The 24335-nt window shown below is 61.4% G+C and carries 18 protein-coding genes and 1 pseudogene; 4 read left to right on the plus strand and 15 right to left on the minus strand.

Translation table 11 applies throughout. From position 1 onward, the window contains the following. Positions 1-94: 94 nt before the first annotated feature. The 7 genes and pseudogenes from UIB01_RS17235 to UIB01_RS17265 form a co-directional block, all read right to left on the minus strand. Positions 95-1078: pseudogene (locus tag UIB01_RS17235) on the minus strand (DEAD/DEAH box helicase); the annotation flags it as partial. Then, the gene (locus UIB01_RS17240; RefSeq protein ID WP_038663148.1) at positions 1053-2348 is read right to left on the minus strand and encodes an ATP-binding protein; all 1296 of its coding nucleotides are present in this window, start codon (positions 2346-2348) and stop codon (positions 1053-1055) included. The gene UIB01_RS17240 and the pseudogene UIB01_RS17235, both read right to left, overlap by 26 nt. Beyond that, a complete protein-coding gene (locus UIB01_RS17245; protein ID WP_038663151.1) occupies positions 2345-4828 on the minus strand; it encodes a tellurite resistance TerB family protein in 2484 nt (827 codons plus the stop codon). Before UIB01_RS17245 ends, UIB01_RS17240 begins: the two co-directional genes overlap by 4 nt. A 208-nt stretch (positions 4829-5036) precedes the next feature. Then, positions 5037-5690, minus strand: coding sequence for a 3'-5' exonuclease (locus tag UIB01_RS17250; protein WP_038663155.1), 654 nt, complete (start codon positions 5688-5690; stop codon positions 5037-5039). Between the two features lie 94 nt (positions 5691-5784). Then, on the minus strand, positions 5785-6159 hold the full coding sequence (locus UIB01_RS17255) for a hypothetical protein (protein WP_051605107.1): 375 nt from the start codon (positions 6157-6159) through the stop codon (positions 5785-5787). 51 nt (positions 6160-6210) lie between these two features. Next, positions 6211-6525, minus strand: a complete 315-nt coding sequence (locus UIB01_RS17260; RefSeq protein ID WP_038663158.1) for a hypothetical protein — start codon at positions 6523-6525, stop codon at positions 6211-6213. Further along, entirely contained in the window at positions 6525-6929 is a 405-nt protein-coding gene (locus tag UIB01_RS17265) for a DUF6957 family protein (RefSeq protein ID WP_038663161.1), read from the minus strand. The genes UIB01_RS17260 and UIB01_RS17265 overlap by 1 nt, the downstream gene beginning before the upstream one ends. A gap of 977 nt (positions 6930-7906) precedes the next feature. Between UIB01_RS17265 and UIB01_RS17270 the strand changes: the two genes are divergently transcribed. Further along, positions 7907-8524 carry an HAD family hydrolase gene (locus UIB01_RS17270; RefSeq protein ID WP_038663164.1) on the plus strand — a complete coding sequence of 206 codons (618 nt, stop codon included), beginning with the start codon at positions 7907-7909 and terminating at the stop codon, positions 8522-8524. A 602-nt stretch (positions 8525-9126) separates the two neighbouring features. Here UIB01_RS17270 and UIB01_RS17275 read toward each other — a convergent pair. Then, positions 9127-9582 (minus strand): NUDIX hydrolase, encoded by a 456-nt coding sequence (locus tag UIB01_RS17275; RefSeq protein ID WP_038663166.1) that lies wholly within the window; start codon positions 9580-9582, stop codon positions 9127-9129. A 220-nt stretch (positions 9583-9802) separates the two neighbouring features. Between UIB01_RS17275 and UIB01_RS17280 the strand changes: the two genes are divergently transcribed. After that, complete coding sequence (locus UIB01_RS17280) at positions 9803-10417, plus strand: LysE family translocator (protein ID WP_038663169.1); 615 nt, start codon at positions 9803-9805, stop codon at positions 10415-10417. Positions 10418-10606: 189 nt separating this feature from the next. Here UIB01_RS17280 and malK read toward each other — a convergent pair whose 3' ends face one another. The 7 genes from malK to malE form a co-directional block, all read right to left on the minus strand. Next, on the minus strand, positions 10607-11722 hold the full coding sequence (malK, locus tag UIB01_RS17285) for a maltose/maltodextrin ABC transporter ATP-binding protein MalK (protein ID WP_038663171.1): 1116 nt from the start codon (positions 11720-11722) through the stop codon (positions 10607-10609). An 81-nt stretch (positions 11723-11803) separates the two neighbouring features. Continuing rightward, positions 11804-13432, minus strand: coding sequence for an alpha-amylase family glycosyl hydrolase (locus tag UIB01_RS17290; protein WP_038663174.1), 1629 nt, complete (start codon positions 13430-13432; stop codon positions 11804-11806). A gap of 150 nt (positions 13433-13582) precedes the next feature. Continuing rightward, positions 13583-14131 carry a sugar O-acetyltransferase gene (locus UIB01_RS17295; protein ID WP_038663177.1) on the minus strand — a complete coding sequence of 183 codons (549 nt, stop codon included), beginning with the start codon at positions 14129-14131 and terminating at the stop codon, positions 13583-13585. A 114-nt stretch (positions 14132-14245) separates the two neighbouring features. Further along, a complete protein-coding gene (gene malT / locus UIB01_RS17300; RefSeq protein WP_038663180.1) occupies positions 14246-16993 on the minus strand; it encodes an HTH-type transcriptional regulator MalT in 2748 nt (915 codons plus the stop codon). 99 nt (positions 16994-17092) lie between these two features. Then, positions 17093-17983: a maltose ABC transporter permease MalG gene (malG, locus tag UIB01_RS17305; RefSeq protein ID WP_038663183.1), complete on the minus strand. Its 891-nt coding sequence runs from the start codon at positions 17981-17983 to the stop codon at positions 17093-17095. A gap of 10 nt (positions 17984-17993) precedes the next feature. Beyond that, complete coding sequence (gene malF, locus UIB01_RS17310; RefSeq protein WP_196247246.1) at positions 17994-19559, minus strand: maltose ABC transporter permease MalF; 1566 nt, start codon at positions 19557-19559, stop codon at positions 17994-17996. A gap of 67 nt (positions 19560-19626) precedes the next feature. Continuing rightward, positions 19627-20814, minus strand: coding sequence for a maltose/maltodextrin ABC transporter substrate-binding protein MalE (gene malE / locus UIB01_RS17315; RefSeq protein WP_038663189.1), 1188 nt, complete (start codon positions 20812-20814; stop codon positions 19627-19629). A gap of 252 nt (positions 20815-21066) precedes the next feature. Here malE and UIB01_RS17320 point away from each other — a divergent pair, with 252 nt between their 5' ends. Both UIB01_RS17320 and UIB01_RS17325 read left to right on the plus strand, forming a co-directional pair. Further along, positions 21067-23136: an alpha-amylase gene (locus UIB01_RS17320; RefSeq protein ID WP_038663192.1), complete on the plus strand. Its 2070-nt coding sequence runs from the start codon at positions 21067-21069 to the stop codon at positions 23134-23136. After that, positions 23133-24251 (plus strand): hypothetical protein, encoded by a 1119-nt coding sequence (locus tag UIB01_RS17325; protein WP_038663195.1) that lies wholly within the window; start codon positions 23133-23135, stop codon positions 24249-24251. Before UIB01_RS17320 ends, UIB01_RS17325 begins: the two co-directional genes overlap by 4 nt. Positions 24252-24335: the final 84 nt, after the last annotated feature.

Raw genomic sequence — 24335 nt, forward strand, 5'->3', positions numbered from 1 at the left:
GGTCACGTTGTTAGCGAAATCAGCGGTCACGCGTTAGCGAAATGACCGGTCACGATCAACCGAAACGGCCGGTCACGATGCTCCGAAATCCGCAGTCACCGGCCTTTAGCGCTTTCTCGGTTTCCTCTCGAATGTCCTTCGCCAAACTGCCGTGATGCGGCCAGAACTCGTTCGGTACACCATCCTGCTCGCAGCGGCGCCGCAGATTGTCAGCGAACCACTCCACCTGAGCTCGACTGTTGGGGAAGATCAGGTTATTGCTGCCCCGTAGCACCTGAAAGAGATGCTCTGCGATGGAATGGTCCGGAGAAAAAACATCGTCACCTTCAGGCTGTATCGGGAGCGCCTTCTTGCACTCCACATACCCTCTGATCTGAACCTTAAGTATCTGCCCACTACCCTTGGATTCGATAACCGACACATGATGAGGGGCATTGGGACGTAAGAAGGCAGCAGCCAGCGTCATGTCGCCCAGCGTGGCGGAAAGCCCAACCCTGGGCAGGGGGCGATCAATGATTGTTTCAACACGATGCATGAGTGACTGCAGTTGCTTGCCGCGCTCACTACCGATAAAGGCATGGAGCTCATCCACCACCAGATATCGCAGGTTGGCAAACAATCCCGCTAGGCTGGTTCCCTTGTTGACGAACAGAGCTTCGAGCGACTCCGGGGTGATCAGCAGAACGCCTTCCGGGGACTTGAGGAAGCGATGTTTGCGGCTCGCTGAGATATCCCCATGCCAGGCAATGACTGGAAGCTCAAGCTCATCGCAAAGTCGCGCCAAACGATCCCACTGGTCATTGATGAGAGCCTTCAGCGGGCTGATGTAAAGCACCGCCCCGGGGTTTTCCGTGTTCTGCAGGAGATTGGTAAGAATGGGCAGAAACGCGGCTTCGGTTTTGCCTGCAGCTGTAGCCGCCGCGATGATGACATCCTGGTCGGCCCCCAAGAGCGCAGGGATAGCACGCTCCTGGGCATCGCGTAGGGAGGTCCAGCCCTCGGCCCATATCCAGCGCTGGATTCGCGGTTCAAGGAGATCGAAGCCAACCGATTCAGAGCTGGAAGGTGGCAAGCTCATCGTCCGCATCCACTTGGGTATCGGCCTCACCGCCTCGATCCGGTGCAATCTCCACGGCACCCAACAGGGTCCGCCAATCAGCGTCAGGATTCTGCTCCAACACCGCTAGCAGGCTGATGAATGCGGTAATGGTCGTCCGCGGGGTACGGAAGTAGGCCTCACCCATCCGCTGGTTGCAGTGGGCCATAAACAGCGGCAATGCTTCGTCGGGTAGCAGATAGCGCTCGCTCACGCCTGCCGCGTATACATGACGCAGTTTCTGCAGCAGCACGTAGAAATCCTCAGGCGTCAGACTAGTGAGGCGTATAACAGGGCCGGAAAGATCTACCAGCCCGGACTTCGCGAAGTTATTTTCAGCCAGACGCGACTGCAGCGCCGGATAGCTGTAGAGGCCGCGGCGAGTATCCATGAGAAATTCGGGTGTACCGCCCAACACAAAACCAAGCCCCTCAGCAGAGCCCTGCAGGGAGTCATTGAGGATACGAAGAATCTGCTCGTAGTTAGCGTTACGAGCTTGGGTGTTGGAAAGTTTGTACAGGTTCACCAGCTCATCGAGACATACCATCAACCCGCTAAAGCCGGCCAACCGAACAAATCGCGCAAGCAGCTTGAGCTGATCGTAGACCGACGCATCGTCGACGATGGTTCGCACCCCCAGTGCGGTGCGGGCATCTGTCTTGGTAGTGAACTCGCCACGCAACCAGCGGATAGCATCGGCCTTGAGCTGGTCGTTACCCTCTTCGAAGCCTTTGCAATAGGCCGCGATTACATCAGCAAAGTCATAGCCGTTGACCATCTCTGCTAGTTGGTCTAGATGCTCGCGAATCACAGCCTCACTGTCTTTGCCGGACGCTTTGGCTTCCATCTTGGCCTGTGCCACGAATTTCTCGACTATTCCTTGCAGAGCGCCGCCATCAGGCTTAGTTCGGGTGGACATGTTCTTGGCCAATTCGGCATACAGCGAGCGAGCCTGGCCACCAGTAGCATGGAGACGACGATCCGGGTTCAGATCGGCATGCATGGTGACGAGCTTGCGCTCCATCGCGATAGAGCGAACCAGGTTGAGGAAGAATGTCTTGCCTGCACCATACTCACCGATCACTACGCGGAACGCGGAACCGCTTTCCGCGAGGCGCTCCACATCACGGATGAGTGCTTCCAGCTCCCCGACACGCCCCACTTGAATCAGGTGCTGGCCTGCACGGGGAACGACGCCGGCGCGCAGGGACTGGATGACCGCATCGCGGTCCTTGGCTCTGATGCTGCTCATAGCGGTAGTTTGTCCATAATGTCAGGGTTGACTTCGAAGGGGTCTTCCCCCTCGGTGACTGGCATATCGAAATGCTCAAATGCCATGTCGTTGATCTGCTCCAATGCTCCGTCGAGCATGAGCTCCATATCGCTTGCAACGGCCTCCAACTCGTCACGAGACCACTCGGTACGGGATACGAGTACACGCAGGAAGGCCGAGTGATCGGCGTCTAAGCCACAAATGTAGGAAGTATCCTCAACAGTCTCTTCCACAACTACGTCATCTGGCTCAGCAGGCTTGTCGTCAACGAAAACCTGAGCCAGCAGCGCAGATACCTGTTCCGTTTCACGCTGCAACTGAGCGATGCGCTCGTGGTCCAGAGCAAATCCCCCAACGGGCTTGGACGGGGTTGCTCCGGGTATGGAAGGCGTTGTCTGCGATGAGCCAACGGGGCTGCCACTGGCGGCCACATGAAGGTCGCTGTACAGCGATTGCGGATCCAGCTGCAGGGTCTTGTAGACGCGCTCCAGCAACTTCACCTCTGCGGGGCTAACCTCGCCGTCGACCTGCGCCAAGTGAGCGAGAAAAGCCGCCACAACCCTCTTCGCCGGCTCGGCCAGGGGCTCCAGTTTCTTCTTCAGGCTTTGCAGGGTTGGTGGCTGGTTAAGCTGCAGACGCAGGTGGGCCTTCAGGCGTTTCCGATGAGCACCGCTCAGGTGACTCCAGGAGTCGATATGCTGGGATAGCAGCATAATTTCCTGCGGCGACGTGTCACCATCGGCCGCCGCCACAGCACAAGCAAGGTCCAACGTAACACAGGCGGCGCTATAAGCCGGCGAAGACCGCAGGTCACCATCTTCAGCCTGGGTCGCAAAGAGCGCCACATTGTCCTCTGACTTGGGTGTTCGGCTGCCTGTCAGCACATCCGGCTCGATACCGATGTGTAAAGACTCCAGCGCGCGGGCGAGCGTCAGAACCTTGTCTCGCGACAGGCTACCTGCGCTCTGCAGTCGCCCTGCCAGCTCACCGAAACTCATTACCACCATGCCGTCGCCGATGCGTTGCTTTAGCTCGGCGAGCGCTGTTCGAGCTGCTGGCGGCCACAGGTTTACGGGCAGCTGTAACAGCCCTTCTAATGCGTCAGGAGTGCCGGGGTTGCGGCCGAGATAACGACTGTAGGGCTCCAACTGCACCGTGCATTCGTCAACCAACTGCTGCAGTTTCTTCCGAGCTGCGCTAGTCGCAGTGACATCAGGAATACCGGATAGGCCATCCAGCTCTTGGGGTGGTAGACCCGCAGAAGCGGTGTTGTATTGGAGTCTCAGACGGGTCTTGTTCTGAGGGAGCACCATACCGGCGCCATAACGTTCCTCGTAGCGCATGCAGAACAACTGGGCGAACGCTTCTTTACAGCGGGTTACGGGTGTTCGCTTCCCTATGTTGTGATCAGACAGCACCCAGGCCAACGCCCAGTCAGCCGGCATTGGTTGCTTGTCAGCCGCCAACTGACCCAGGCCAACACGCAGCTCTACAGGCATTTCGTAGCCGTAAGGTAACGGTGCCGGCGGCGCTTTTTGATAGCGCCTGGCGAGTATTTGGCCTTGGCGGAGGAAGTCTACGAAGCGACTGGCGTAGTTATTGAAGGAGTTATTCTTGCCATAAATCGAGAGCAGCCGCTCCACCTCGGCAATTATGATAGGTATGTCGGCCGCCGCAGCCTGATCCGTCTTGGCGTCGACAAAAACCCTACGCTCAAGACCGTAGAAGAATAGGAACACGTAGCCGATGTTGGCATGCGGAGCCTTGCGACCACTGGATAGCCATTGCAAATATGCGCGGCGGGCCTCAGGAGAGATGCTGTCGTAACTGGGCCAGTAAGAGGTGAGACGCTCAGATATATCGACGATGCCCCGTGCGACCTTCAGTTTCGGGTTGATCAGTGACGGTTCCGAAGATCCATAGCGCCTGTTTTTATCTTCGCCGACGTAGATCAGACCAATAGTGATGTTTTCGCCCGCCACTTCAATGGTTTCGCCGGCAGAAAGCCACCGCACGTTGGCACTATTCAGGTTCGTCGGCGCGCTCGGAATTCGGTGGGAAGGCCGCTCAGTGGCCTCCAAAGTTACGGTAAAAAAGCCAGAGTCGTCTCGCTTTGCCGAACCCTGCCGGGGCGACGCAGAGACTTGCGCAGGAGCAGAGGGCTCACTTAGTGGCGAGACCTCATCCAATGAAAACGTCAGGCCGGTGCTTATGCCGAGGTCCGAGGAACTTGAACGAGCTCCCCCTTGGGGTGGCCGCATAGTTGTTGCCGAAGACATGACTGACGGTTTGCTGAAGGCCTTTATTACTAGCCACCCGCCTATACCGACAATGAGTGCTCCGCCCAAGAAAACCCAAGCACCCTTGGGAACGGAAGCAAGCCCCCCAATCACTAGGGCACACAGAACCATCGCTCCAGATACACCAGACTTGCTGCTGCGCTTACGCTTCCCTGCCATCGCTTCGACTCCCTATACAAGCATGCTGGCCATTTAGCAGTATCAGCAATTCGGGTGCATCAGCCAATACCTCGCGCCACGCTACGTGTTGAATCTCTTTATGATGTTATCCAAATGTGTTCCGTATGCACTGGTGAGATGGCGGCTCGATGCGAGCCGGGCGGCCACGGGGTTGAATTGATGAGCAGGCACAGCGCCGTCCGCCCTACTACGTCGATTGCCTCGCGCTGAGCAGTAACTGCGCTAACCGTGCCAGATTACGCGCATCGTCGATGGCCCTGTGATGCTCACCCTCCCAGGAAAGGCCTATGCTTTCCACTGCACACTTCAGACCTAGCGCACGGCAAGCGAAAATCTTCCAAAAGCACTTCTTTAGATTGATATGACGCGCCGGATCCAGCAATACATCTACCCCTGCTCTGAAAGCATCCTTCTTCAGCTGGTTTCGGTCGTAATCGCCCCAAGAGCACCAGCGCCAGCCTTCTGTATTTCGCGGCCTCAGCCAGTCACCAAGCTGATCTTGTACCTCCGCGAAACGCTTTGCAGTATCGACGTCAGATTGAGATATGCCGGTCAGCCCCGTGCAAAACTCAGTTAGCGTGGGGCGAAGTAGCGGCCGGACAAACTGTCCGAAATGATCGACAATCCTGTACTCCGACTGAACATCCAACAGCGCGATGCCAATTTCGATCGTCTCCATCTCGTCGCGCTGGACCTCCAATACGTGAGCGTTCCAGGCCGCCTCGTTTAGGCCGGCAGGGTAGTCATCGCAAGTCGCTTCCAGATCCACGCAAAGTAACAAGCGACTTTCTCCAAGTTGTTGACGAAGCGCATCAAGCTGCCCCCAACGCTTTACCTGCATGACACCCCACCCTTCTTTTCCTCAGAGGATATAAACCTACGAGCATCAGCACTGACCGTGGGCTCAGTTTTATAGTAGTGACACGAGAAACGGATCACTGAATCGTTACTGGGGTTGCGTGTATGCCTTTTTCCCTCTGTGCCAACAGCCAATCCAGTGACAGGCGCCCGCCGACCTCTTTGAATGTCACAATAACGTACAAGCTGCCCGTGGCGGTAAACAGCGCCCAAAACCCGCCTTGCTCATGAGCTTTCAGTACATCGGAGGTCCGAACCCGGTGACCGTCCTGGAACCTTCCATACACATCCGCCCGCACGTGACGATGAACCACGCCGATACAACAGCCTGCGATTAAATAAGCGTCCGTGAGGTACGCCGTAACTTCCCTACCAAAAGACATATTCATTGCCCGCGACAACGCGTCAGATACATCACGTGCTTGGTCGATACTTCGTTTAGTTGAACTCATTGCGTCAGCCCCAAATTCGGATGAAAGCTCGTTGCCTACCCCTACTAACTGCTAGCTGTCTAACCAATAATCGTCGCGAGCAATACGTCCAAAGTTATAGTCGTCGTGCTGCGGGGCGTCGCCAAACAAATGGTGTATGCGTCGCTCCTGCCGCAGGAACGCCAAGGTCATGAAGAAGCAGGTTTCACACATCCGCACGCGATAACGCTCACCGTCATGTCGCGCGCCGTACCCCCAATGCGCTTGCAGCACACCGAACTGTTCACCGTACCCAGGCACTCGCGTGGAGGTACCACAGACGTCGCAAGGCACATCGGGATGGCCGTTGTCTGGTACGTCTCTGCCCGCCAATATCTGACTGAGCATCAAAAAATCCTCAACACAGTAGTGAGCTCGGCGCTTTTGCGAGCCCCCGGGCCAGCAAGCACATATCGCGTATTGCGCGTTCTGAATATGCACCCATCGGCAAACTCAATCAGTTGTGTTGTTCGTACCCAGTCACCCTCTTGGAAACGGCGGGCACTGTCGTACAGCACGCGGCCGGCATACACCATCGCGGGCTGTTGCCCGGACGCGAGTAACGTTTCTCGTATCGCGTCAGGCATGATGAGATCGATCCATATCCAGTCTCGCACAACACAGAACGGCACCTCGTCAAACAACGCAGCCGCTGAGCCGCGCGCGCACGCCTCTGCTAACGACATCTCGATACCAGGCATTACCTCACCCGGGGCGTATAACAAATGAGATACTTTCTTTAAATCGACCATAACCATCTCTCTATCTGAGCCATAGATGTCTAGAGGCAGAATCTGGGCAAAACGTCCCTACCTTGAAGAACCTACCAAGTATGAAAGCTTGTTTCCCAATGAGCGTCAGTTCTGACTATTAATATATGGCCTGAAGGTCTTAAAGGCGAGCAGCGCAACCCCATCAACCTTCATCATTAACTACGTGCTTATTCATCGATGCAGGCCTAGAGCATCGCCCCACTACGCTCAGCATTGGACAAAAAACAGCAATCTGAAAACTAGGTCAATGAAAATAATCCAATTCCGACCACTGCTCGTCAAGCACTTTTAGAAAACAAAAAGCTAACCACCGACAACTGGTATTTGTAATACATATATATTGACAAATATCGCCAGCACTCACGCACCAGAAAAGGACGAAGATAGCTCTATCGGACGCATCTCGAGCTCGGTTAATGACTATTAGGCATCGACACCTATCTCCTCGGTCGATGGGAGACTTATTCAACCGGTCCGGAGTCGCCCTTTCGAATTTTGAAATTTCGCACCGGTGGTTATCACCACAAGCGAGGCGCGTCACGCGTCGCATACGAACGGCGGTGCCACGAAAATAATTGGAATTATGGCTCAGCAATAATTATGGCTTGTTCATAATTTCACATAACCGCAACGTTACGAACAAAACGCAATTAATTACGGCCTGTAGTTGACTTCGACAGCTGCCCCTCGCCCCCCCCAGCGAGGGGATAGACTAAGCAGGTTATCTAACTTAAGGTGACAGGCAGTGAATCTGAAAGTGATCCAGCCAACACGCCATTACGGCTGCGCCCCCTCTCCTTCACAGTGACCCTTGATCGGATGCTCATCGGACAAGCAGCTTCGGAAAGGCTTCATCCTCGTAACCAGTGACCATGCTGGAGCGAGGTATTCGGGGCCAATCAAGCACGTCGGTTGAATGCGCCAGCCTACGCTACGCTGTCGTAACGGGATGTCTAATGACCATACAAGCCGTCATTTTTGATGCTTTCGGGACACTGATGAAGATTCAAGATGGGTCGCATCCGTACCGACAGTTGATGAAGATCGGAAAGGCGCATGGGCGGCGCCCCCGCCCGGACGACGCGTCTTTCCTGATGAAATCTGCGATAACGTTGACGCAAGCCGCAGCGCATTTGGGGATCACTGCAAGCCCTGAACAATTGAGCACTCTGGAAACTGTCCTGGCAGATGAGATCGCAGCCGCTGAGGCATATCCTGACGGGCTCAAAGCAGTGAAACTGCTCCAAGAGCAAGGCATTCGAATCGGTGTTTGCTCGAACCTGGCTTTCCCGTACCGGCAAGCTGTCCTGCGTTGTTACCCCACGCTAGACGCGTATGCATTTAGCTGTGACTTAGGCGTAATGAAGCCGGAACCCGCTATCTACAGTTGGGTTTGCGATCAGCTTGGGGCATCCCCAACCGCGTCATGGATGGTCGGTGACTCCCAGCGTTGCGACCGAGATGGGCCAACCGCAGTAGGCATCCGAGGCTTTTTTGTCGACCGAACCTGCAACAACGGTGACTGCCCTGAATTGGTTACGTTCGCTCGTAAGGTATTGGCAACCGCGCCTTGAGCGAGCGATGCCAGCCCGATCCATTTTCGCACCTCGCGATTGAAACCTGGAATCACACCAAGCAAGCCTGCTCCATGAACCTCGAACCGCGGTCAAGATAAGACCGTAAATTGAGTTGAGGTGATTATGATCGGGTGCCAACGGGAACACCTTAGAAGCCCAAGACGCCTCGCTAGATCATTGGTAACTTCAAACTCAGGAGCGTTTGGCTTCAACGCAGCCTAAACCCAACCGACTGCGGGCAGCTCTACTCGCCAACGCACGCAAAGCCGCTCTCTCAGATAGGTGAATGCGATGCTTGACAAGACTCGAAAGGTTCATATACTCGCGCTCACTGTGAGCAATCCAACAAATCAAAGTTTCATGCCCAACGCGCTGAAGCCTTGATTTGACCGGGATATTGAAGTTTGGGATTCAAATCCCCCCGGCGCCCCGAGAATCTCAAGATTCTCGGGGCTTTTTTTTGTGTATCGGAAAATACTGAAGGCCTCGGCACGCTTCCCCTTGCACGTTCACGCTCTCGAGCAAGGCTTTGGTAGCGACTCGGCCACTCCGCAGGGTCACCCCACCGCTAACCCCGCACTAGTGAACGCCGATCAGAATCAATTGCTGCACTGACGATCACCTAAGAGAACGCCCAGAAGTTCAGGCAACCACTCAGGCTTGAACGAAGACGGGGCCTCGTCTTGCATCTCGCGCAAGCTCCACCACTTCCATTTCTGAATGGTGCTCTTTTCTTCTTCGGTCCACTCTGCCGCGAACACGCTCGTGTCCGCTGGGCATTCCACGAGGAAGTACTTCTCCAGCCAGCGCGCCGGTGTCGAGCGTGCTACGGCATATACCTCGTCTCGTTCTTTCAGCAGCTTCCCGACGTGAAGCGTTAGGCCGGTCTCCTCATACAGCTCCCTTGCTGCTGCATCGGCGTAGCTTTCGCCAGGTTGTAGCTCGCCCCCAGCGGTCGCCCAGAAGGGCGCCTCACGTTCGTCTTTGTATAAGAAAAGTAAAAGGCGTCCATCAGCATCCAGGATGAACAATCGAGAGGATCTTCTGACCTGCATTCCTACCTCACTGTCTCCGAGCGAATGCGCCATAACCGACGCGAAGTGCCAGATTACCGCGGGTGGTTTATCGCGGAGCAACGGAGCCCAGCGCTCAGGTCTCGAAGCTTCGCGGCAGCGGCCTTCGACGAACCATGCGATGCGGTAAGCGCCGGTTGGGGCTGCGCCCGCCAATGCCCTATGCTAGTTCAGTCGATCAGCCCCGTAGCAAGGAGTCTCTATGCCCAGCCTCGAATACCTGATTACCTGTCTGGTCGTCGTGCTGATACCCGGCGCGGGGGTGATCTATACCGTTTCGACGGCGCTGATGCACGGCCGTCGCGCCGGTATTCTAGCCGCGACAGCCTGTACGCTCGGGATTCTGCCGCATCTGCTGGCGACCATTCTCGGTGTCGCGGCGATCCTGCATTCCAGTGCGCTGGTCTTCGAGACTCTGCGCTATGCCGGTGCCGCCTACCTGCTCTATCTCGCCTATGCGACCTGGCGTGACCGCTCTGCGCTGGCGGTGGGCGGCGATAGTGAACCATTCAGGGTTCGATCGCTGGTTGCCAAGGCGCTGCTGGTCAATCTGCTGAACCCGAAACTGACCATTTTTTTCCTGGCCTTCCTGCCGCAATTCATCCGGCCGGGCGCGGGTGACGAGCTTGGGCAGCTGCTCGTTCTCAGCGCGACTTTCATGCTGATGACATTCGCCATCTTTACTGTCTACGGCCTGCTGGCGCACGCCTTTCGCAAGGCGGTCATCGAATCGCAGCGAGTTCAGGCCTGGCTGCGCCGGGGTTTCGCGGCATCATTTGCCGGTCTCGGTGTAAACCTGGCCTTGGCCGACAGATGAGCCCTGGCCTTTGACGCGACCGAGCAAACGCCACGGCAACGGTTCTAGCGTCAACGATCAGGCGGACTGTGCCTCTCTGTATGACGTCGGCACTGGGCAGCCTGAAGGAGCCGATTTACCGCACTCGATCAGGCGCAATTAAAGCTGGCCTAGCTAAACCCTGCCGCCAGTCCAGCGGGGCGGTTTCACTCACCCATAAATCGCCGGCTCCCGATAGTGCCGGGCGCAGGCCTCGCCGTTTTCGCGGAACAGGTGGCATTTGTCGGCCTTGAGCCCGGCGGCGAAGGTTTCGCCTTCGGTGACGCGCAGGTTGCCGTCGACGCAGAGGGTGATGACGTCCTGCAGGCGTTCCAGGGTGAGGTAGAGCAGGTTGTACTGGCCCAGCCGTTCAGCCACGGTGATCTGGCCATGGAAGGTGAAGTCAGCCTCTGCCGGCATGACGAAATGTTCCGGGCGGATGCCGAGGGTAAGTGGATCGCCGGGGCTCACGGCGCTGCCGTCCACCGGCAGCGTCAGCGGGTAGCCGCTGGGCAGTTCGATGGTGACGGTTTCAGGGCTGGGGGAGATGGCGCGCACGTCGACGAAGTTCATCTGCGGCGAGCCGAGAAAGCCGGCTACGAAGCGGTTCATCGGGTAGTGATAAAGGTGCAGCGGCTGGCCGACCTGGGCGATCTCGCCGGCGTTGAGCACCACGATCTTGTCGGCCAGGGTCATGGCTTCGACCTGATCGTGGGTCACGTAGATCATGGTGGAGCGGATGCGCTGGTGCAGGCGGGCGATCTCGATGCGCATCTGCACGCGCAGGAAGGCGTCGAGGTTCGACAGCGGTTCGTCGAACAGGAACACCTTCGGCTCGCGGACCATGGTGCGCCCGATAGCGACGCGCTGGCGCTGGCCGCCGGAGAGGTCCTTGGGTTTGCGTTCGAGCAGCTTGTCCAGCTGCAGGATTTCCGCGACTGCTTCGACGCGGCGCTTGATCTCGCGCTTGTCGACGCTGGCGAGCTTGAGGCCGAAGGCCATGTTCTCCGCCACGGTCATGTGCGGATAGAGGGCGTAGGACTGGAAGACCATGCCCACCGAGCGATCCTTGGGCGGCAGGTCGTTGACGCGCTGATTGTCGATCAGCAGATCGCCGGAGGTGATGTCCTCGAGCCCGGCGATCAGCCGCAGCAGGGTGGACTTGCCGCAGCCGGACGGGCCGACGAAGACGACGAATTCGCCGTCTTCGATGTCCAGGTCGATATGCCGGGTGATCGGCGTACCGTCGTAACTCTTGCAGATGTCGCGCAGCGTGACACTGGCCATGGTTATTGTTCTCCGTTGATGCCGCCAAGCTCTCGTTATCTGGCGCAGCGGTGGGCCAACCCCACCGCTGCCAACGCTCCCTTAACCCGCGAGCCGCACATAGCCGAAACCATGTGCCGGCAGCCGCGCCCAGTGGCCATCGTATTCGGCAAAGCTCGCCGGTACGTCCACCAGCGGCACCGCCTGCGCCGGCAGCTCGTAGCTGCGCGACAGATCGCCGAGGTTGAACAGGCACAGCCAGGCTTCGTCACCCAGTCGCCGCTCGAACACCAGCAAGGCGTCGTCATGGTAGACCATGTGGATATCGCCCTCGATCAGCAGGCGCTGCTCGCGCCGCCAGCCCAGGAAGCGCCGGTAGCAGTTGAGCATCGAATGCGGATCGGCATCCTGCGCGGCCACCGACAGCGAACGGTGCGAGTCGTCCACCGGCAACCACGGCTGGCTGCCGGTGAAGCCGGCATGGTGTGCTTCGCTCTCCCAGGGCATCGGCGTGCGGCAGCCGTCGCGGCCCTTGAATTCCGGCCAGAAGGTAATGCCGTACGGATCGACCAGATCCTCGTAGCGCAGTTCCGCTTCCGGCAGGCCCAATTCCTCGCCCTGGTACATGCAGACACTGCCGCGCAGGGACAACAGCAAAGCCATCAGCAAGCGGCCGCGCTCCGGGTCGGGCCGGCCGTTGAGCGCCCAGCGCGTCATCACCCGCACCACGTCGTGGTTGCCCATCGACCAACAGGACCAACCGTCCGCCAGTTCGCGCTCGATCCCTTCCACGGTATGGCGGATGTAGCCCGGGCTGCACTGCTCGGTGAGCAGGTCGAAGGAATAGGCCATGTGCAGCGTGTCGCCACCGCTGGTGTAGGCGGCCATGGTACGCAGCGACTCGTCGCAGCCGATCTCGGCTACCGAAGAGGCACCGGGATAGCGCTGCAGCAAGGCACGCAGACGACGCAGGAAATCCATGTTTTCCGGCCGCGTCTTGTCGTAGATGTGGCGCTGGTAGGCGTAGGGGTTATCGATGCGCACGCCGATGCTGCCTTCGCGAATCTCGGTGTTCGGCGGGTTGTCGCGCAGTTCGGCGTCGTGGAAGTAGAAGTTGGCGGCGTCCAGGCGGAAACCGTCCACGCCGAGCTTGAGCCAGAACTCCATGTCGTCGAGCAACTGATCCTGCACGGCCGCGCAGTGGAAGTTCAGGTCCGGCTGGCTGGAAAGGAAGTTGTGCAGGTAGTACTGCCGGCGCCGACTGTCCCAGCTCCAGGCCGGGCCGCCGAAAACCGAAAGCCAGTTGTTCGGCACCGTGCCGTCCGGCTTGGGATCGGCCCAGACGTACCAGTCGGCCTTGTCGTTGTCGCGACTGGAACGGCTTTCGACGAACCACTGATGCTGGTCGGAAGAATGATTGAGCACCTGATCGATCAGCACGCGCATGCCGCGTTCGTGGCATGCCTCGACCAACCGGACGAAGTCGTCCAGCGTGCCGAACAGCGGATCGACGCCGCGGTAATCGGCGACGTCGTAGCCGAAATCCTTCATCGGCGAGGTGAAGAAAGGCGACAGCCAGATGGCGTCGACGTTGAGGCTGGCGATGTAGTCCAGCTTGTGCAGCACGCCGGGCAGGTCGCCCACGCCATCGCCGTTGCTGTCGAAGAAACTACGTGGGTAGACCTGATAGATCACCCCGCCGCGCCACCAATTCTGAAGTTGCTCGGACATGCCACGTTACCTATGAGTGACCAGTGAAGATGTGGCCACTCTAGGTGCGGCATCCGGTCACAACATCCTCCGGCGGCGGGGTCTTGCAGGCGTAAGGGCCGGGCGTAGACGGCGCGCTGGCCGAGGGCGTAGACGGCGACAGCGAGCCGGTCAGCGAACCCGCGCCGGGTTGCCGACCACCGTGGTGCCGGCCGGCACATCGCGGGTGACCACGCTGCCCGCGCCGATCACCGCATCGTCGCCGACCGTCACGCCTGGAAGAATGATCGCCCCGCCGCCAACCCAGACGTTGCGGCCGATATGGATCGGCCGACCGAACTCGACGCCCGAGCCGCGCGCTTCGGGATCACGCGGATGGTCGGCGGTGTAGAGCTGCACCGCCGGCCCGATCTGCGCACCGGCACCGATATGCACCGCAACCACATCGAGAATCACGCAGTTGAAATTGAGAAAGGCGCCCTCGCCGAGGTGGATGTTGTAGCCGTAATCGCAGTGAAATGGCGGGCGGATCACCGCACCAGCACCGACCGTGGCCAGCCGCTCGGCCAGCAGCGCTCGACGCTCGTCCGGCGAGGCCGCCAGCGCTGCGTTGTAGCGCACCATCCAGGCCTTGGCCGCGGCCTGATCGGCGAGAATCTCCGGGTCACCGGGGTAGTACAGCTCGCCGGCCAGCATTTTTTGTTTTTCGCTCATCGACATTGCGGAGCCTCCGTCTGCAAAGCCTCGAAGGTGGCACAACCGGGCGCCGCCCTCCTCCTCCCTGACCGCACCATCGCGAAGATGGCGACCAGCGGCGGCCCGAGAGCGGGCGCCCTAGTCGCCCTGAATCTTGCTCAGCAGGTCGCGCGCCAGCTGTACCGCTTCGCTGCGGTGGGTGATGTTGAGCTTCTGGTAGAGGCTGCGGATGTGCGTCTTGATGGTGGTGGGCGCGACGTTGAGGTGGTCGGCGATCTGCTCGTTGGACTGCCCGGCATGGATCAGGCTCAGCACCTGCCATTCGCGCCGGGTCAGCGGTGAGCGACGGATCAGCTCGGGGACGTCGGGGCGATTGATGATGTCCTGGATCACCGCCTCGTCGAGGGTGATGCGGATGGCGCGGCTGAAGTCGCGCTGCTGCTGCGCCAGCTGGATCAGCCGCGTGGCGCGCTGGGCTTCCGGCTCGTCGAGGGTGCGCTCGTGCAGCAGGCTCTTGAGCATGCCGATGATCGGCTTGCCGACTCGCAGAAAGCCACCGATGGCGCCGCTGCCGCTGGCCAGGGTCATGGCCCGCTGCAGGTGATCGAGCGCCTGCTGACGTTCTTCGCGCAACCAGTGCAGCTGCGCCAGGAGGATGTGGTTGCGGTTGCGATCCATCACCAGACCGTGGCGCTCGGCGTCGGTCAGCAATTGGCGCAGGATCGGCAGTGCGCTGTCCAGCTGGCCGAGCGTCACGTGGGCCCGCGCGTGGTTGCGTGCGTTCAATTGTGAAAAGTGGTTGGCACCGGCGCTGACCGGCGGCGCACTGAGCAGCCATTGGCGAATCGCTTCGCGATCCTGGCTGGAGTCCCAATAAGCGAGCATCACCGCATGGGCGTTGGCCAACCAGTCGATGTGGTAGCGATCATCGGCGAGCATCGTCTGCATCTGACCGATGTAATCGGCACAGGCGCTCTGCTGGCCCCGGGCGTAGGCGACGCCGGCCAGCAACGTGTGGCTCTGCAGGCGCCAGCGCTGGTCGCCGAGCTCGTCGAGGATCTGGATGCCCTGCAGCGCGCATTGTTCGGCGGCGTCCAGCTGATGCCACTCCAGCAGTACCTGGCCGCGCACCCGATAGATGAACTCGACGATGGGCGTGGCACGCAGGTGCTGCTGTTCGATGTACTGAATGGCCCGTTCCTGCAGCGTGTAAGCCTTCTGCAGATGGCCCTGGGCGATGGCGATCTCCGACAGTTGGCCGAGGCTCCATACCACCAGGTGCGACGCATTGATCTCCCGCGCGCGGCGCTCGGCTTCCTCGTACTGCTTCTGTGCCTGTGGCAACGCGCCCTGGACGAAATGCACTTCGGCCAGGCCGGACATTGCCGCCACCCGCGAGGTGCGCATGATCAGCGGTTCGCAGGTCAGTGCCTCCTGGGCCAGGGTGATGGCGCGCTGCTCATCACCCTGGTTCATCGCGACCTGCGCGCGCACCGCATTGAATTCGCAGACGATGCGTGCCCAGTCCTGCTCGGAGCAGCTGCGCTGCAGCGCCAGTTCGGCGGCCTTGAACCAGCGTTCGACATGTTCGAACTGGTAGGAATTCTGCGATACCCAGGCCTGCAGCAGGGTCAGCAGCGGCGAGCCGGCGATCACCGTTTCCGGCAAGGTTTCCAGGCATTGCTGCAACAGCCCGAGCTGGCCCTGACGGTAGAAGGCGCGCCCGTGGCGCTGGAGGATTTCGGCAACCTGCTGCGGATCACCGGCCTGCACCGCGTGGCGTGCGGCCTCTTCGGGCATGTTCTCGGCCAGTAGCGCCTCGGCGGCACGCAGATGCAGCTGATTGACCCGCTGCGGCTGGTGGGTGCGCAGCTCGCCCTGCAGGAACACGGCGAACAATGGGTGATAGCTGTACCAGCGACGCAGGCTGTCCAGCGGCTGGATGAACAGCCCGCTGCGCTCGAGCCGCTCGAGCATCTCGCGGCCGTGGCAGGCTTCGGTCAGGCGGTCGGCCAGTGCCGCATCAAAGCGATCGAGCAGGCAGGTGGCTTCAAGAAAACCACGCAGGTCTTCAGGCAGGCCCTCGACCACCTGTTCGCGCATGTAGTCGCGGATATCGGGGTGGCCGAGCAGCAGATTTTCCAGAAACAGGTCCATGCCGCGGCTGGTCTGCACTTCCTGCAGCGCCAGCTGCAGTGCGCAGGGCCAGCCACCGATGCGGCGGTTGAGCCGTTCGACCTGCTCGCGGTTGATGTTTACCGGCACGCCCAGCTCCAGCAGGGCCTGTACTTCGTCGTCCTCGAACGCCAGCTGACGGGCATCGAGCAGCAGCAGCTGATGCTTGACCCGCAGCTCGGCAACGCCAAGCTCCGGCAGCCGGCGGCTGCACACCAGCAACGTCATCCAGCAGGGCATATGCCGCAGGAAGAAGCGCAGCCCGGCGATCAGCTCACGCTCGTGCAGCACTTCAAATTCATCGAGCACGATCAGGATCGCCTCGTGCTCGCCCGGCAGTTCGGCCAGCAGTTGAGTGAACAGCGCATCCAGCGAGACCTGGCCCTGCTCGGCGAGTGCAGCGGATAGCGGGCAACCGGCATCGAGCTGGCGGTCCAGCGCCTGGGTCAGGTAGCGGCCGAACTGCAGCGCCAGGTTGTCGCTGGCATGCAGCTGTAGCCAGGCGACACGGCCATCGAAGGCCCGCGCCCATTGCGCTGCCAGGGTGGTTTTGCCGAAGCCGCTGGCCGCATGCAGCACGGCCAGGCGTACCTGCGGCAGGCGCAGCTGCCACTCGTCCAGTCGCGGGCGTTCGAGCAGACCCGGCGGCAGCATGGGGATCGCCAGCTTGGTGGGGATCAGCGGCAGCAAGGCTGGCATCGAGGCATTCATGGACGGCTCCCTGTTCTCGTTATTGTTCTCGTCGTGGCCTGACGCACCGGCTCGCATGGCTTCCGCTCCCCGGTCTCGCGCCCTGCTTCGCTACATCCTTCAGCCCTTCACGCCGCCCGCGGTAAGACCGCCGACGATCCACTTCTGGCAGTAGAGGAACACCGCGGTGATGGGTATCCCGGAGAGCACCGCCGCCGCGGCGAAATCACCCCACAGGTAGTTTTGCGGGTACAGGTACTGCTGGGCACCCACCGACAGGGTCAGCTTGTCCACGTCCATCAGCAGCACCGAGGCGATGGGGTACTCAGTGACACTGGTGATGAATGCCAGGATGAACACCACCGCCAGGATCGGCACGCTCATCGGCAACAGGATATGGAAGAACGCCTGCCAGGTGGTCGCGCCATCTACGATGGCGGCTTCCTCCAACGAGGCATCGATGCTCTCGAAGTAACCCTTGATGGTCCAGATATGCAGTGCCATGCCGCCCAGCGAGGCGACGATCACCGCGCCGTGGCTGTTCACCCCGAGCCAGCTGACGTGCTGGCCAAGCTGGTCGAACAGCGCGTAGATGGCCACTAGCGAGAGTACCGGCGGAAACATCTGAAAGATCAGCATGCCTTTGAGGATCGGCGCTTTGCCGCCGAAACGCATGCGTGCGAAGGCGTAGGCGCTGGTGGTCGACAAGAGCAGGATCAGCACCGAGCTGACCAGCGCGATCTTCACCGAATTCCACAGCCACAGCAGCACCGGGAATGGCGGCTGGGTGACGCTGCCATCCTCGTGGGTGTAGGGGATGCCCAGCGCCAGCGACCAGTGCTCCAGCGTCGGGTTCTCGGGGAAAAGGCTGCCGGTGGCGAAGTTGCCCTCGCGGAAGGAAATCGAGATCACCATCAGCAGCGGAAAGAGGATCACCGCAACGAACGCCAGCAGCGCCGCGTGGGTTGCCCACAGCCGGTAACGGGCGGATTTGGGTTGCACCATGGCCATGTGGTTCTCCTTATACCTTCACTTTCGAGAGTTTGAGGTTGAGCAGCGCCATGGCGCCCACCAGCAGGAAGATCATCGTGGCGATCGCCGCGGCCAGGGCGAAGTCCTGCCCGGAGTCCTGGAAGGCGATGCGGTAGGTGTAGCTGACCAGCAGATCCGTGGTGCCGGCCGGCGTGGTCGCGCCGATGATGTCCGGGCCGCCGCGGGTCAACAGCGTGATCAGCACGAAGTTGTTGAAGTTGAAGGCAAAGCTTGCGATCAGCAGCGGCATCAGCGGCTTGATCAGCTGCGGCAGGGTGATGCGCAGCAGGTTGTCCAGCGGACTGGCGCCGTCGATCGCCGATGCCTCGTACTGGTCCCGCGGGATGGCCTGCAGCAGCCCCATGCACAGCAGCAGCATGTACGGGTAGCCGAGCCAGGTGTTGACGATGAGAATCATCGTGCGCGCCAGGGCCGGGTCGCTGAACCAGTCCGGGCGCATGCCGAACAGGCTGTCGAGCAGCAGGTTGATCTCACCGAAGTTCTGGTTGAACAGGCCGCGGAACACCAGGATGGAAATGAATGCCGGTACCGCATACGGAAGGATCAGCATCAGCCGGTAGAAGGCCTTGCCGCGCACCAGTTCCCACTGCAGCAGGCTGGCCAGCACCAGGCCCAAGGCCAGTGTGAAGACCACCGTCAGACCGGCGAAGGCGAAGGTCCAGGCGAAGATCTGCATGAAGGGTTCGCGGATGCTCGGCTCGGTCAGCACCCGGGAGAAGTTGGCGAAGCCGGCGAACACGGTGAAGCCCGGTGGCACTGCCTTGCCAGTTTCGTCGACATAGAAGCCGCGCTCCATGTCGGCGGTCAGCCGCGCGCCAGTGCGGTTGTCGACCAGTACGCCGGGGCCATCCTGCCGATATTGTGGCTCCACCGCCGCCACCTCGCGCAGCCCGTACAGCCGCAGCAGGCTGCCGTCCGGAGCCTGCATCACCCACTGTTCCAGCGCCTTGCGTCGCTGTATCACCTCGCGCAGCGCCAGCGCATCGCCCAACTCACCGGCGGCTTCGGCCGGCTGCAGGGAAAGCGGCGCTTCGACGTCGGGCTCTCCAGTCAGCGGCGGGCTGACGAACACGCCCTGCTCGCCCTTGTCGATGCGCAGGCGCTCGCCGTCAGGACTTTGATGCAGGGTGAAACGGAAGCGCTCGCCGGCGAGGTAGGTCTGATTGAGGTGATAACGCTCGACCTGTGCCTGGCTCAGCAGATGGCTACCGCTGTAGTTGGTAAAGCCGATGCCCACGGTGTAGAGCAGCGGGAAGATCACGAACACCAGCATCCCCGCCACCGACGGGAAGATGTAGCGCTGCGCGTACATGCGCCGGTTGATGAACAGGTAGCTGGCGATGCCCGAGACCACCAGCCCGAGCAGGGCGAATGCCATCTGCCCCTGAACGTAGAGGGCAACCACCAGATACAGCGCAAAGGCATTGAAGGCCAGCCAAAGCAGCCAGCGCAGGCCTGTGGTCACGAGGCGGGGCAGGCCCCAGGGAGTCGAACGGGTCATGGCAGGGCTGGGCAACTCGGCACGGGCATTCACGGGAGAAGAACCTATATGAACGGAGCTTAGTCTGCCGGCGCGCCTGTGCAGGCGGCCGGCGACGGGTTCAACGGGTGATGCGCTTAGCGGCATCATCCAGCGCGGCATCGACGTCCTGTCGGCCGGAGGTGATGTTGGTCAGCGCAGCGGCCATGGATGACCAGAACGCGCCCATCTCCGGCACGTTGGGCATCGGCTCACCCATCTGAGCGTTCTCGAAAGTCGCCTTGATGTGCGGGTTGGCGGACAGCTCTTCCATATAGGCCGTGTTGGCCACGGCGCCCAGCGGCACGTCGGCATTCACGGTCTTCAGCCCCTCGACCTGCAGCAGGTAGTTCTCGAGGAACTCCACGGCCAGGTCCTTGTTCGGGCTTGCGGCGTTGAGCAGCGCAGCCGCGACGCCGACGAAGGGCTTGCCCGGCTCGCCGTCGACTCCCGGAATCGGTGCTACGCCGAAGTCGATGCCACTCTTCTCGATGTTCGACCAGGCCCAGGGGCCACTGATCATCATCGCCGAATCGCCTTTGTTGAACGCCGCCTCAGCCACGCTGTAGTCGGCGCCCTTGGGCATTGCACCCTTGTCGATCAGGTCGCGCAGCACCTGCGCACCGGCCTTGGCGCCAGCGTTGTTAACCCCGGTGGACTTGACGTTGTAACCGCCATCGGTCTGCTCGAACACGTAGCCGCCCTTGGCCGAAAGTAGCGGCCAGGTGAAATAGGTGTTGTTGTAGTCCCAGAGAATGGCGCGCTTGCCTTGGGCGGCGAGCTTCTCGTTTAGCGCGAGAACGTCATCGAAGGTCTTCGGCGGGGTGTCCACCAGCGCCTTGTTGTAGATCAGGCCGATGGTTTCCACCGAAATCGGGTAGCCCCACAGCTTGTTGTCGTAGGTCACCGCCTGCCAGGAGAAGTCGGCGATGCCGGACTTGGTGTCGGCGCTGGGGGTGACTGGGGTGAGCAGGCCGCTCTTGGCCCATTCTCCAATGCGGTCGTGAGCCCAGATGAAGATGTCAGGGCCGTTGCCGGTGGCCGCAGCCTGCTGGAACTTGTCGGTGGCGCTGTCGGGATGGGCCACTTCGACGGGGATGCCGGTCTCGGCGGTGAACTTCTTGCCGACTTCGGCCAGGCCTTTATAGCCCTTGTCGCCGTTGATCCAGACGACCAGCTTGCCTTCCTCGATCGCCGCCAGCGCCGGTAGCGGCAGGCTGAAGGTGGCCGCCAGGCCGACGGTGGCGATACACCAGAATTTCTTGTTCATGCTTCGCTTTCCTCGTGGCTTCTTATTAGTTGTTCCACCTGCTGCCGGCCTGAGGCTCTGGCAGTCGTTCCATCCTCGGCGCGTCCTATGCCATGTGCATCCTCCTCCCCAAGGGGGCGGAGGGCGTAGAAGCGGGGCGTAGATCAACCATCGCAGCGGCACAAAATACGCCATCGGTCTCGGGTTTACGCCTATACCCGGCTGCCAACACGCGGTCAAATGTAGCGAAAAAGCATAATGGAGCCACATTTGATGCGTGCCCACCGGTTATCCGTCCTGCCGCTGCTGTTCGGCCTCGCCCTGCCCTTGTCCGGCCTCGCCGCTCCCGAGCTGAGCATTCGCCTGAATGACCAGCCGCTGTCACCGAGCTGGAACGCCCTGGCAGCCGATCGCTACGACACGGAGCTGAAGCTGGAACCCGGTCGGCTGCATCTGGTGATGCCGCAAGCAAGCGTCGAAAACAGCGCGCTTGCGCCGTTCCGTCGTCAGCCGCTTGGCAAAGACAGCGCCTACCGCTACGAAGTGCCCGAAGCTGGTCGCTATCGCTTGATCGTCGAGACCGGCCCGGACGCGGCGCTGCGCTTGTTGCCGATCAAGGCCGCCGCACCGAAGGCGGCTGCGTCGGTCTGCCAGCCCTGGGATGGCGGCGCGGTGGAGGTGGCGGTTGGCGACGTGTTCCACGATGGCCAGCCCCTGCGCGACGCGCTGTCCGGCGCCACGACGGTGGTCCGCGACGGCCGGGTCAGGCTGCACCCCGCCACCGGCAGCGACGGCCTCTTGCTGCTCGAAGCCGCCGAGCCGGCCAAACCGGCACCACGCGACTGGCGCAACGCCACGGTGTATTTCGTGCTCACCGACCGTTTCGCCAACGGCGATCCGAGCAACGATCGCAGCTATGGCCGCGAGCCGGATGGAGAACAGGAGATCGGCACCTTCCACGGCGGCGACCTCAAGGGGCTGACCGAGCGGCTCGACCATATCGCCAGCCTGGGCGTCGACGCGCTGTGGATCAGCGCGCCCTACGAGCAGATCCACGGCTGGGTCGGCGGCGGCGATCGCGGCGACTTCCGCCACTACGGTTACCACGGCTACTACGCACTCGACTTCACCCAGCTCGACGCCAACATGGGCAGCGACGACGACCTGCGCACCCTCATCAGCGCGGCCCATGCCCGCGGCATCCGCGTGCTCTTCGATGTGGTGATGAACCACCCCGGCTACTCGACCCTGCAGGACATGCAGCAACAGGGCTTCGGCGCCCTGCGCGACGGCATGGCCGCCTACCTGCCCGAGCAGTGGAGCGCCTGGCAGCCGGAGCCGCACGAGAACCTGCACGCCTACCACAACCTGGTCGATTACGAGCACCCGAGCTGGGCCGCCTGGTGGGGCCGCGACTGGGTGCGGGCCGGCATCGCCGATTACGACACACCGCCCAGCAGCACGGTCGATCCGCTCAAGGGCTCGCTGGCCTTTCTGCCGGATTTCCGCACCGAGTCCGAGGCGGTCGTCGCGCTGCCGGAGTTTCTCGCGCACAAGGCGCAGACCCGTGCCGAGCCGCGCGAAGGCTACCGGGTGCGCGACTACCTGATCGAATGGCTGACCGGCTGGGTCCGCGAGTTCGGCGTCGACGGCTTTCGTGTCGACACCGTCAAGCATGTCGAACCCGCCACCTGGGCCGAACTGCGCGCCGCCGCGGAGCGCGCCCGCGCCAATTGGGCTCGTACCAACCCGGACGATCCCATGGCCAGCGAGCCGTTCTGGATGGTCGGCGAAGTGTTCGGCCACGGCCCCGAAGCCAGCGACTATCTGAACCAGGGCTTCGATGCGCTGATCAACTTCGACTTTCAGGAGCAGGCCGTGGCTGCCAGCGACTGCCTCGCCGCCGCCGAACCCAGCTACGCCGACTATGCCAGGCGCCTAGCCGAGACGCCCGGGCACAACCTGCTGAGCTACGCCTCGTCCCACGACACAGCGCTGTTCAACCAGCTGGCCAAGGGCGACCTGACCCGCCAGCGCGGCCTGGCCGCCGCCCTGCTGCTGGCGCCCGGCGCGGTGCAGATCTATTACGGCGACGAAAGCGCGCGCGCCTTCGGTGCCAGCGGTTCGGACCCGTATCAGGGCACGCGCAGCTCGATGAACTGGGCCGAGCACGAGCGGCCCGAGATCGCTGGATTGATCGAGCACTGGCAGCGGATTGGCCAGTTCCGTGCGCGCCATCCAGCCATCGGCGCGGGTGAACACAAACTGCTTTCGCCCGGCCAGCCCTATGCCTTCGCCCGCGAGCTGGGCAAGGACAAGGTCATCGTGGTGCAGGCACGATGAGCGCCGCCTCGTTGACCGCCGCGGCACGGCGCCAGGCCCAGCTGGCCTTTCTCGCCAGCGGCACCGAGTTTCGCCTGGGCCGCGCGGAGGATTGCCCGCTGCCACCGGAACAACTGGCGGCGGTGCGTGGCAACGAGCCCTGGGTACGCGCCTGCCTCGACGACGGCCTGACCGCTCGGGTCTACCACGTGCAACTGGCCGGGCGCGACTGGGCGCTGAAGGTCGCCCGGCGGCCCTGTCGTGTGCAGAACCCGGACGGCCAGACGAGCTTTCTCAACGAGCTGCAGCGCCGCCGCGACCTTGCCCGGCTGATGCGCACGCCGGAGCAGGCCGAACGCCTGACCGGCATCGTGCCGACGCAGTACGCCTCGCTGCAGCAGGGCATCGTGCTGTCGCCCTGGGTCGAAGGCCGGCGCATCGATCGCTGGGACGAACGTCAGCTTGTCGAGCTGTTCGACCTGCTGATCGCCCTGCTGCTGGCCGGCCTGTTCGAATGGGATCTGGCGCCGGGCAACACCCTGGACGACGGCCGCATCCGCCTGTTCGATTTCGGCTACCTCTACCCCTTCGACCCGCTGCGCCAGTACAACAGCGACGGCCTGGCCTCGCCTGGCTTTCACCCCGCCGAGCGCTTCGAGACGCGCCAGCTGTTCGCCTGCCTGCTGCGTCTGGAACAGCAAAGCGAGGCATGGGCACTGGCGGATTTCGAGCTGGAGAAACGCATTGCGCTGGATGCCTACGAGCGGTTGCATCGAGAACTCGCCGCCCGTGGTGCCAGCCAGGGCGTGCTGGACTGGCTGAATGGCCTGATGCGTCGCTGGCGCAACGCGCTGGCTGGCGATCTAGGCGGGTTATACCTGCAGGAGGCCTGGCGCTCGCACTGGCTGGACGTGAAGGACGACCTCAGCGGGCAGAGCTGCACGCCGCTGACCCTGCAGCGCCTGGCCTGGCTCCGGAATAAAGCCACTGCCCTGCATGCCGACCTGCTCGCCAGCGGCGCACTGGCCAACGAGCGAAACCCCGGCCGCGATGCCTTGCTCGACGAGCTACGCCAGGCCGAAGCCCAGGCGATTCGTTGGCAATCGGCAGATGTTCAGAACGCCCAAGAGGTATGAGCCGCGCGGGTGTGGCGACGCTATGGCCACAGCGGGAACCTGAAGGTTGGCTGCAAGGCGAAGCTCCGCTGCGGTGGGCTGAAG

The sequence above is a fragment of the Stutzerimonas decontaminans genome, assembly GCF_000661915.1.
In the GTDB taxonomy this organism is placed as follows: Bacteria; Pseudomonadota; Gammaproteobacteria; order Pseudomonadales; family Pseudomonadaceae; genus Stutzerimonas; species Stutzerimonas decontaminans.

Excerpts from the sequence above, each read along its gene's own strand:
- UIB01_RS17255 (WP_051605107.1), bottom strand. The coding sequence starts at position 6,159 with ATGAGTTCAACTAAACGAAGTATCGACCAAGCACGTGATGTATCTGAC.
- UIB01_RS17270 (WP_038663164.1), top strand. The coding sequence starts at position 7,907 with ATGACCATACAAGCCGTCATTTTTGATGCTTTCGGGACACTGATGAAG.
- UIB01_RS17265 (WP_038663161.1), bottom strand. The coding sequence starts at position 6,929 with ATGGTCGATTTAAAGAAAGTATCTCATTTGTTATACGCCCCGGGTGAG.
- UIB01_RS17320 (WP_038663192.1), top strand. The coding sequence starts at position 21,067 with ATGCGTGCCCACCGGTTATCCGTCCTGCCGCTGCTGTTCGGCCTCGCC.
- UIB01_RS17245 (WP_038663151.1), bottom strand. The coding sequence starts at position 4,828 with ATGGCAGGGAAGCGTAAGCGCAGCAGCAAGTCTGGTGTATCTGGAGCG.
- UIB01_RS17260 (WP_038663158.1), bottom strand. The coding sequence starts at position 6,525 with ATGCTCAGTCAGATATTGGCGGGCAGAGACGTACCAGACAACGGCCAT.
- UIB01_RS17280 (WP_038663169.1), top strand. The coding sequence starts at position 9,803 with ATGCCCAGCCTCGAATACCTGATTACCTGTCTGGTCGTCGTGCTGATA.
- UIB01_RS17240 (WP_038663148.1), bottom strand. The coding sequence starts at position 2,348 with ATGAGCAGCATCAGAGCCAAGGACCGCGATGCGGTCATCCAGTCCCTG.
- UIB01_RS17275 (WP_038663166.1), bottom strand. The coding sequence starts at position 9,582 with ATGCAGGTCAGAAGATCCTCTCGATTGTTCATCCTGGATGCTGATGGA.
- UIB01_RS17325 (WP_038663195.1), top strand. The coding sequence starts at position 23,133 with ATGAGCGCCGCCTCGTTGACCGCCGCGGCACGGCGCCAGGCCCAGCTG.
- malG (WP_038663183.1), bottom strand. The coding sequence starts at position 17,983 with ATGGCCATGGTGCAACCCAAATCCGCCCGTTACCGGCTGTGGGCAACC.
- malE (WP_038663189.1), bottom strand. The coding sequence starts at position 20,814 with ATGAACAAGAAATTCTGGTGTATCGCCACCGTCGGCCTGGCGGCCACC.
- UIB01_RS17250 (WP_038663155.1), bottom strand. The coding sequence starts at position 5,690 with ATGCAGGTAAAGCGTTGGGGGCAGCTTGATGCGCTTCGTCAACAACTT.
- UIB01_RS17290 (WP_038663174.1), bottom strand. The coding sequence starts at position 13,432 with ATGTCCGAGCAACTTCAGAATTGGTGGCGCGGCGGGGTGATCTATCAG.
- malT (WP_038663180.1), bottom strand. The coding sequence starts at position 16,993 with ATGAATGCCTCGATGCCAGCCTTGCTGCCGCTGATCCCCACCAAGCTG.
- malK (WP_038663171.1), bottom strand. The coding sequence starts at position 11,722 with ATGGCCAGTGTCACGCTGCGCGACATCTGCAAGAGTTACGACGGTACG.
- UIB01_RS17295 (WP_038663177.1), bottom strand. The coding sequence starts at position 14,131 with ATGTCGATGAGCGAAAAACAAAAAATGCTGGCCGGCGAGCTGTACTAC.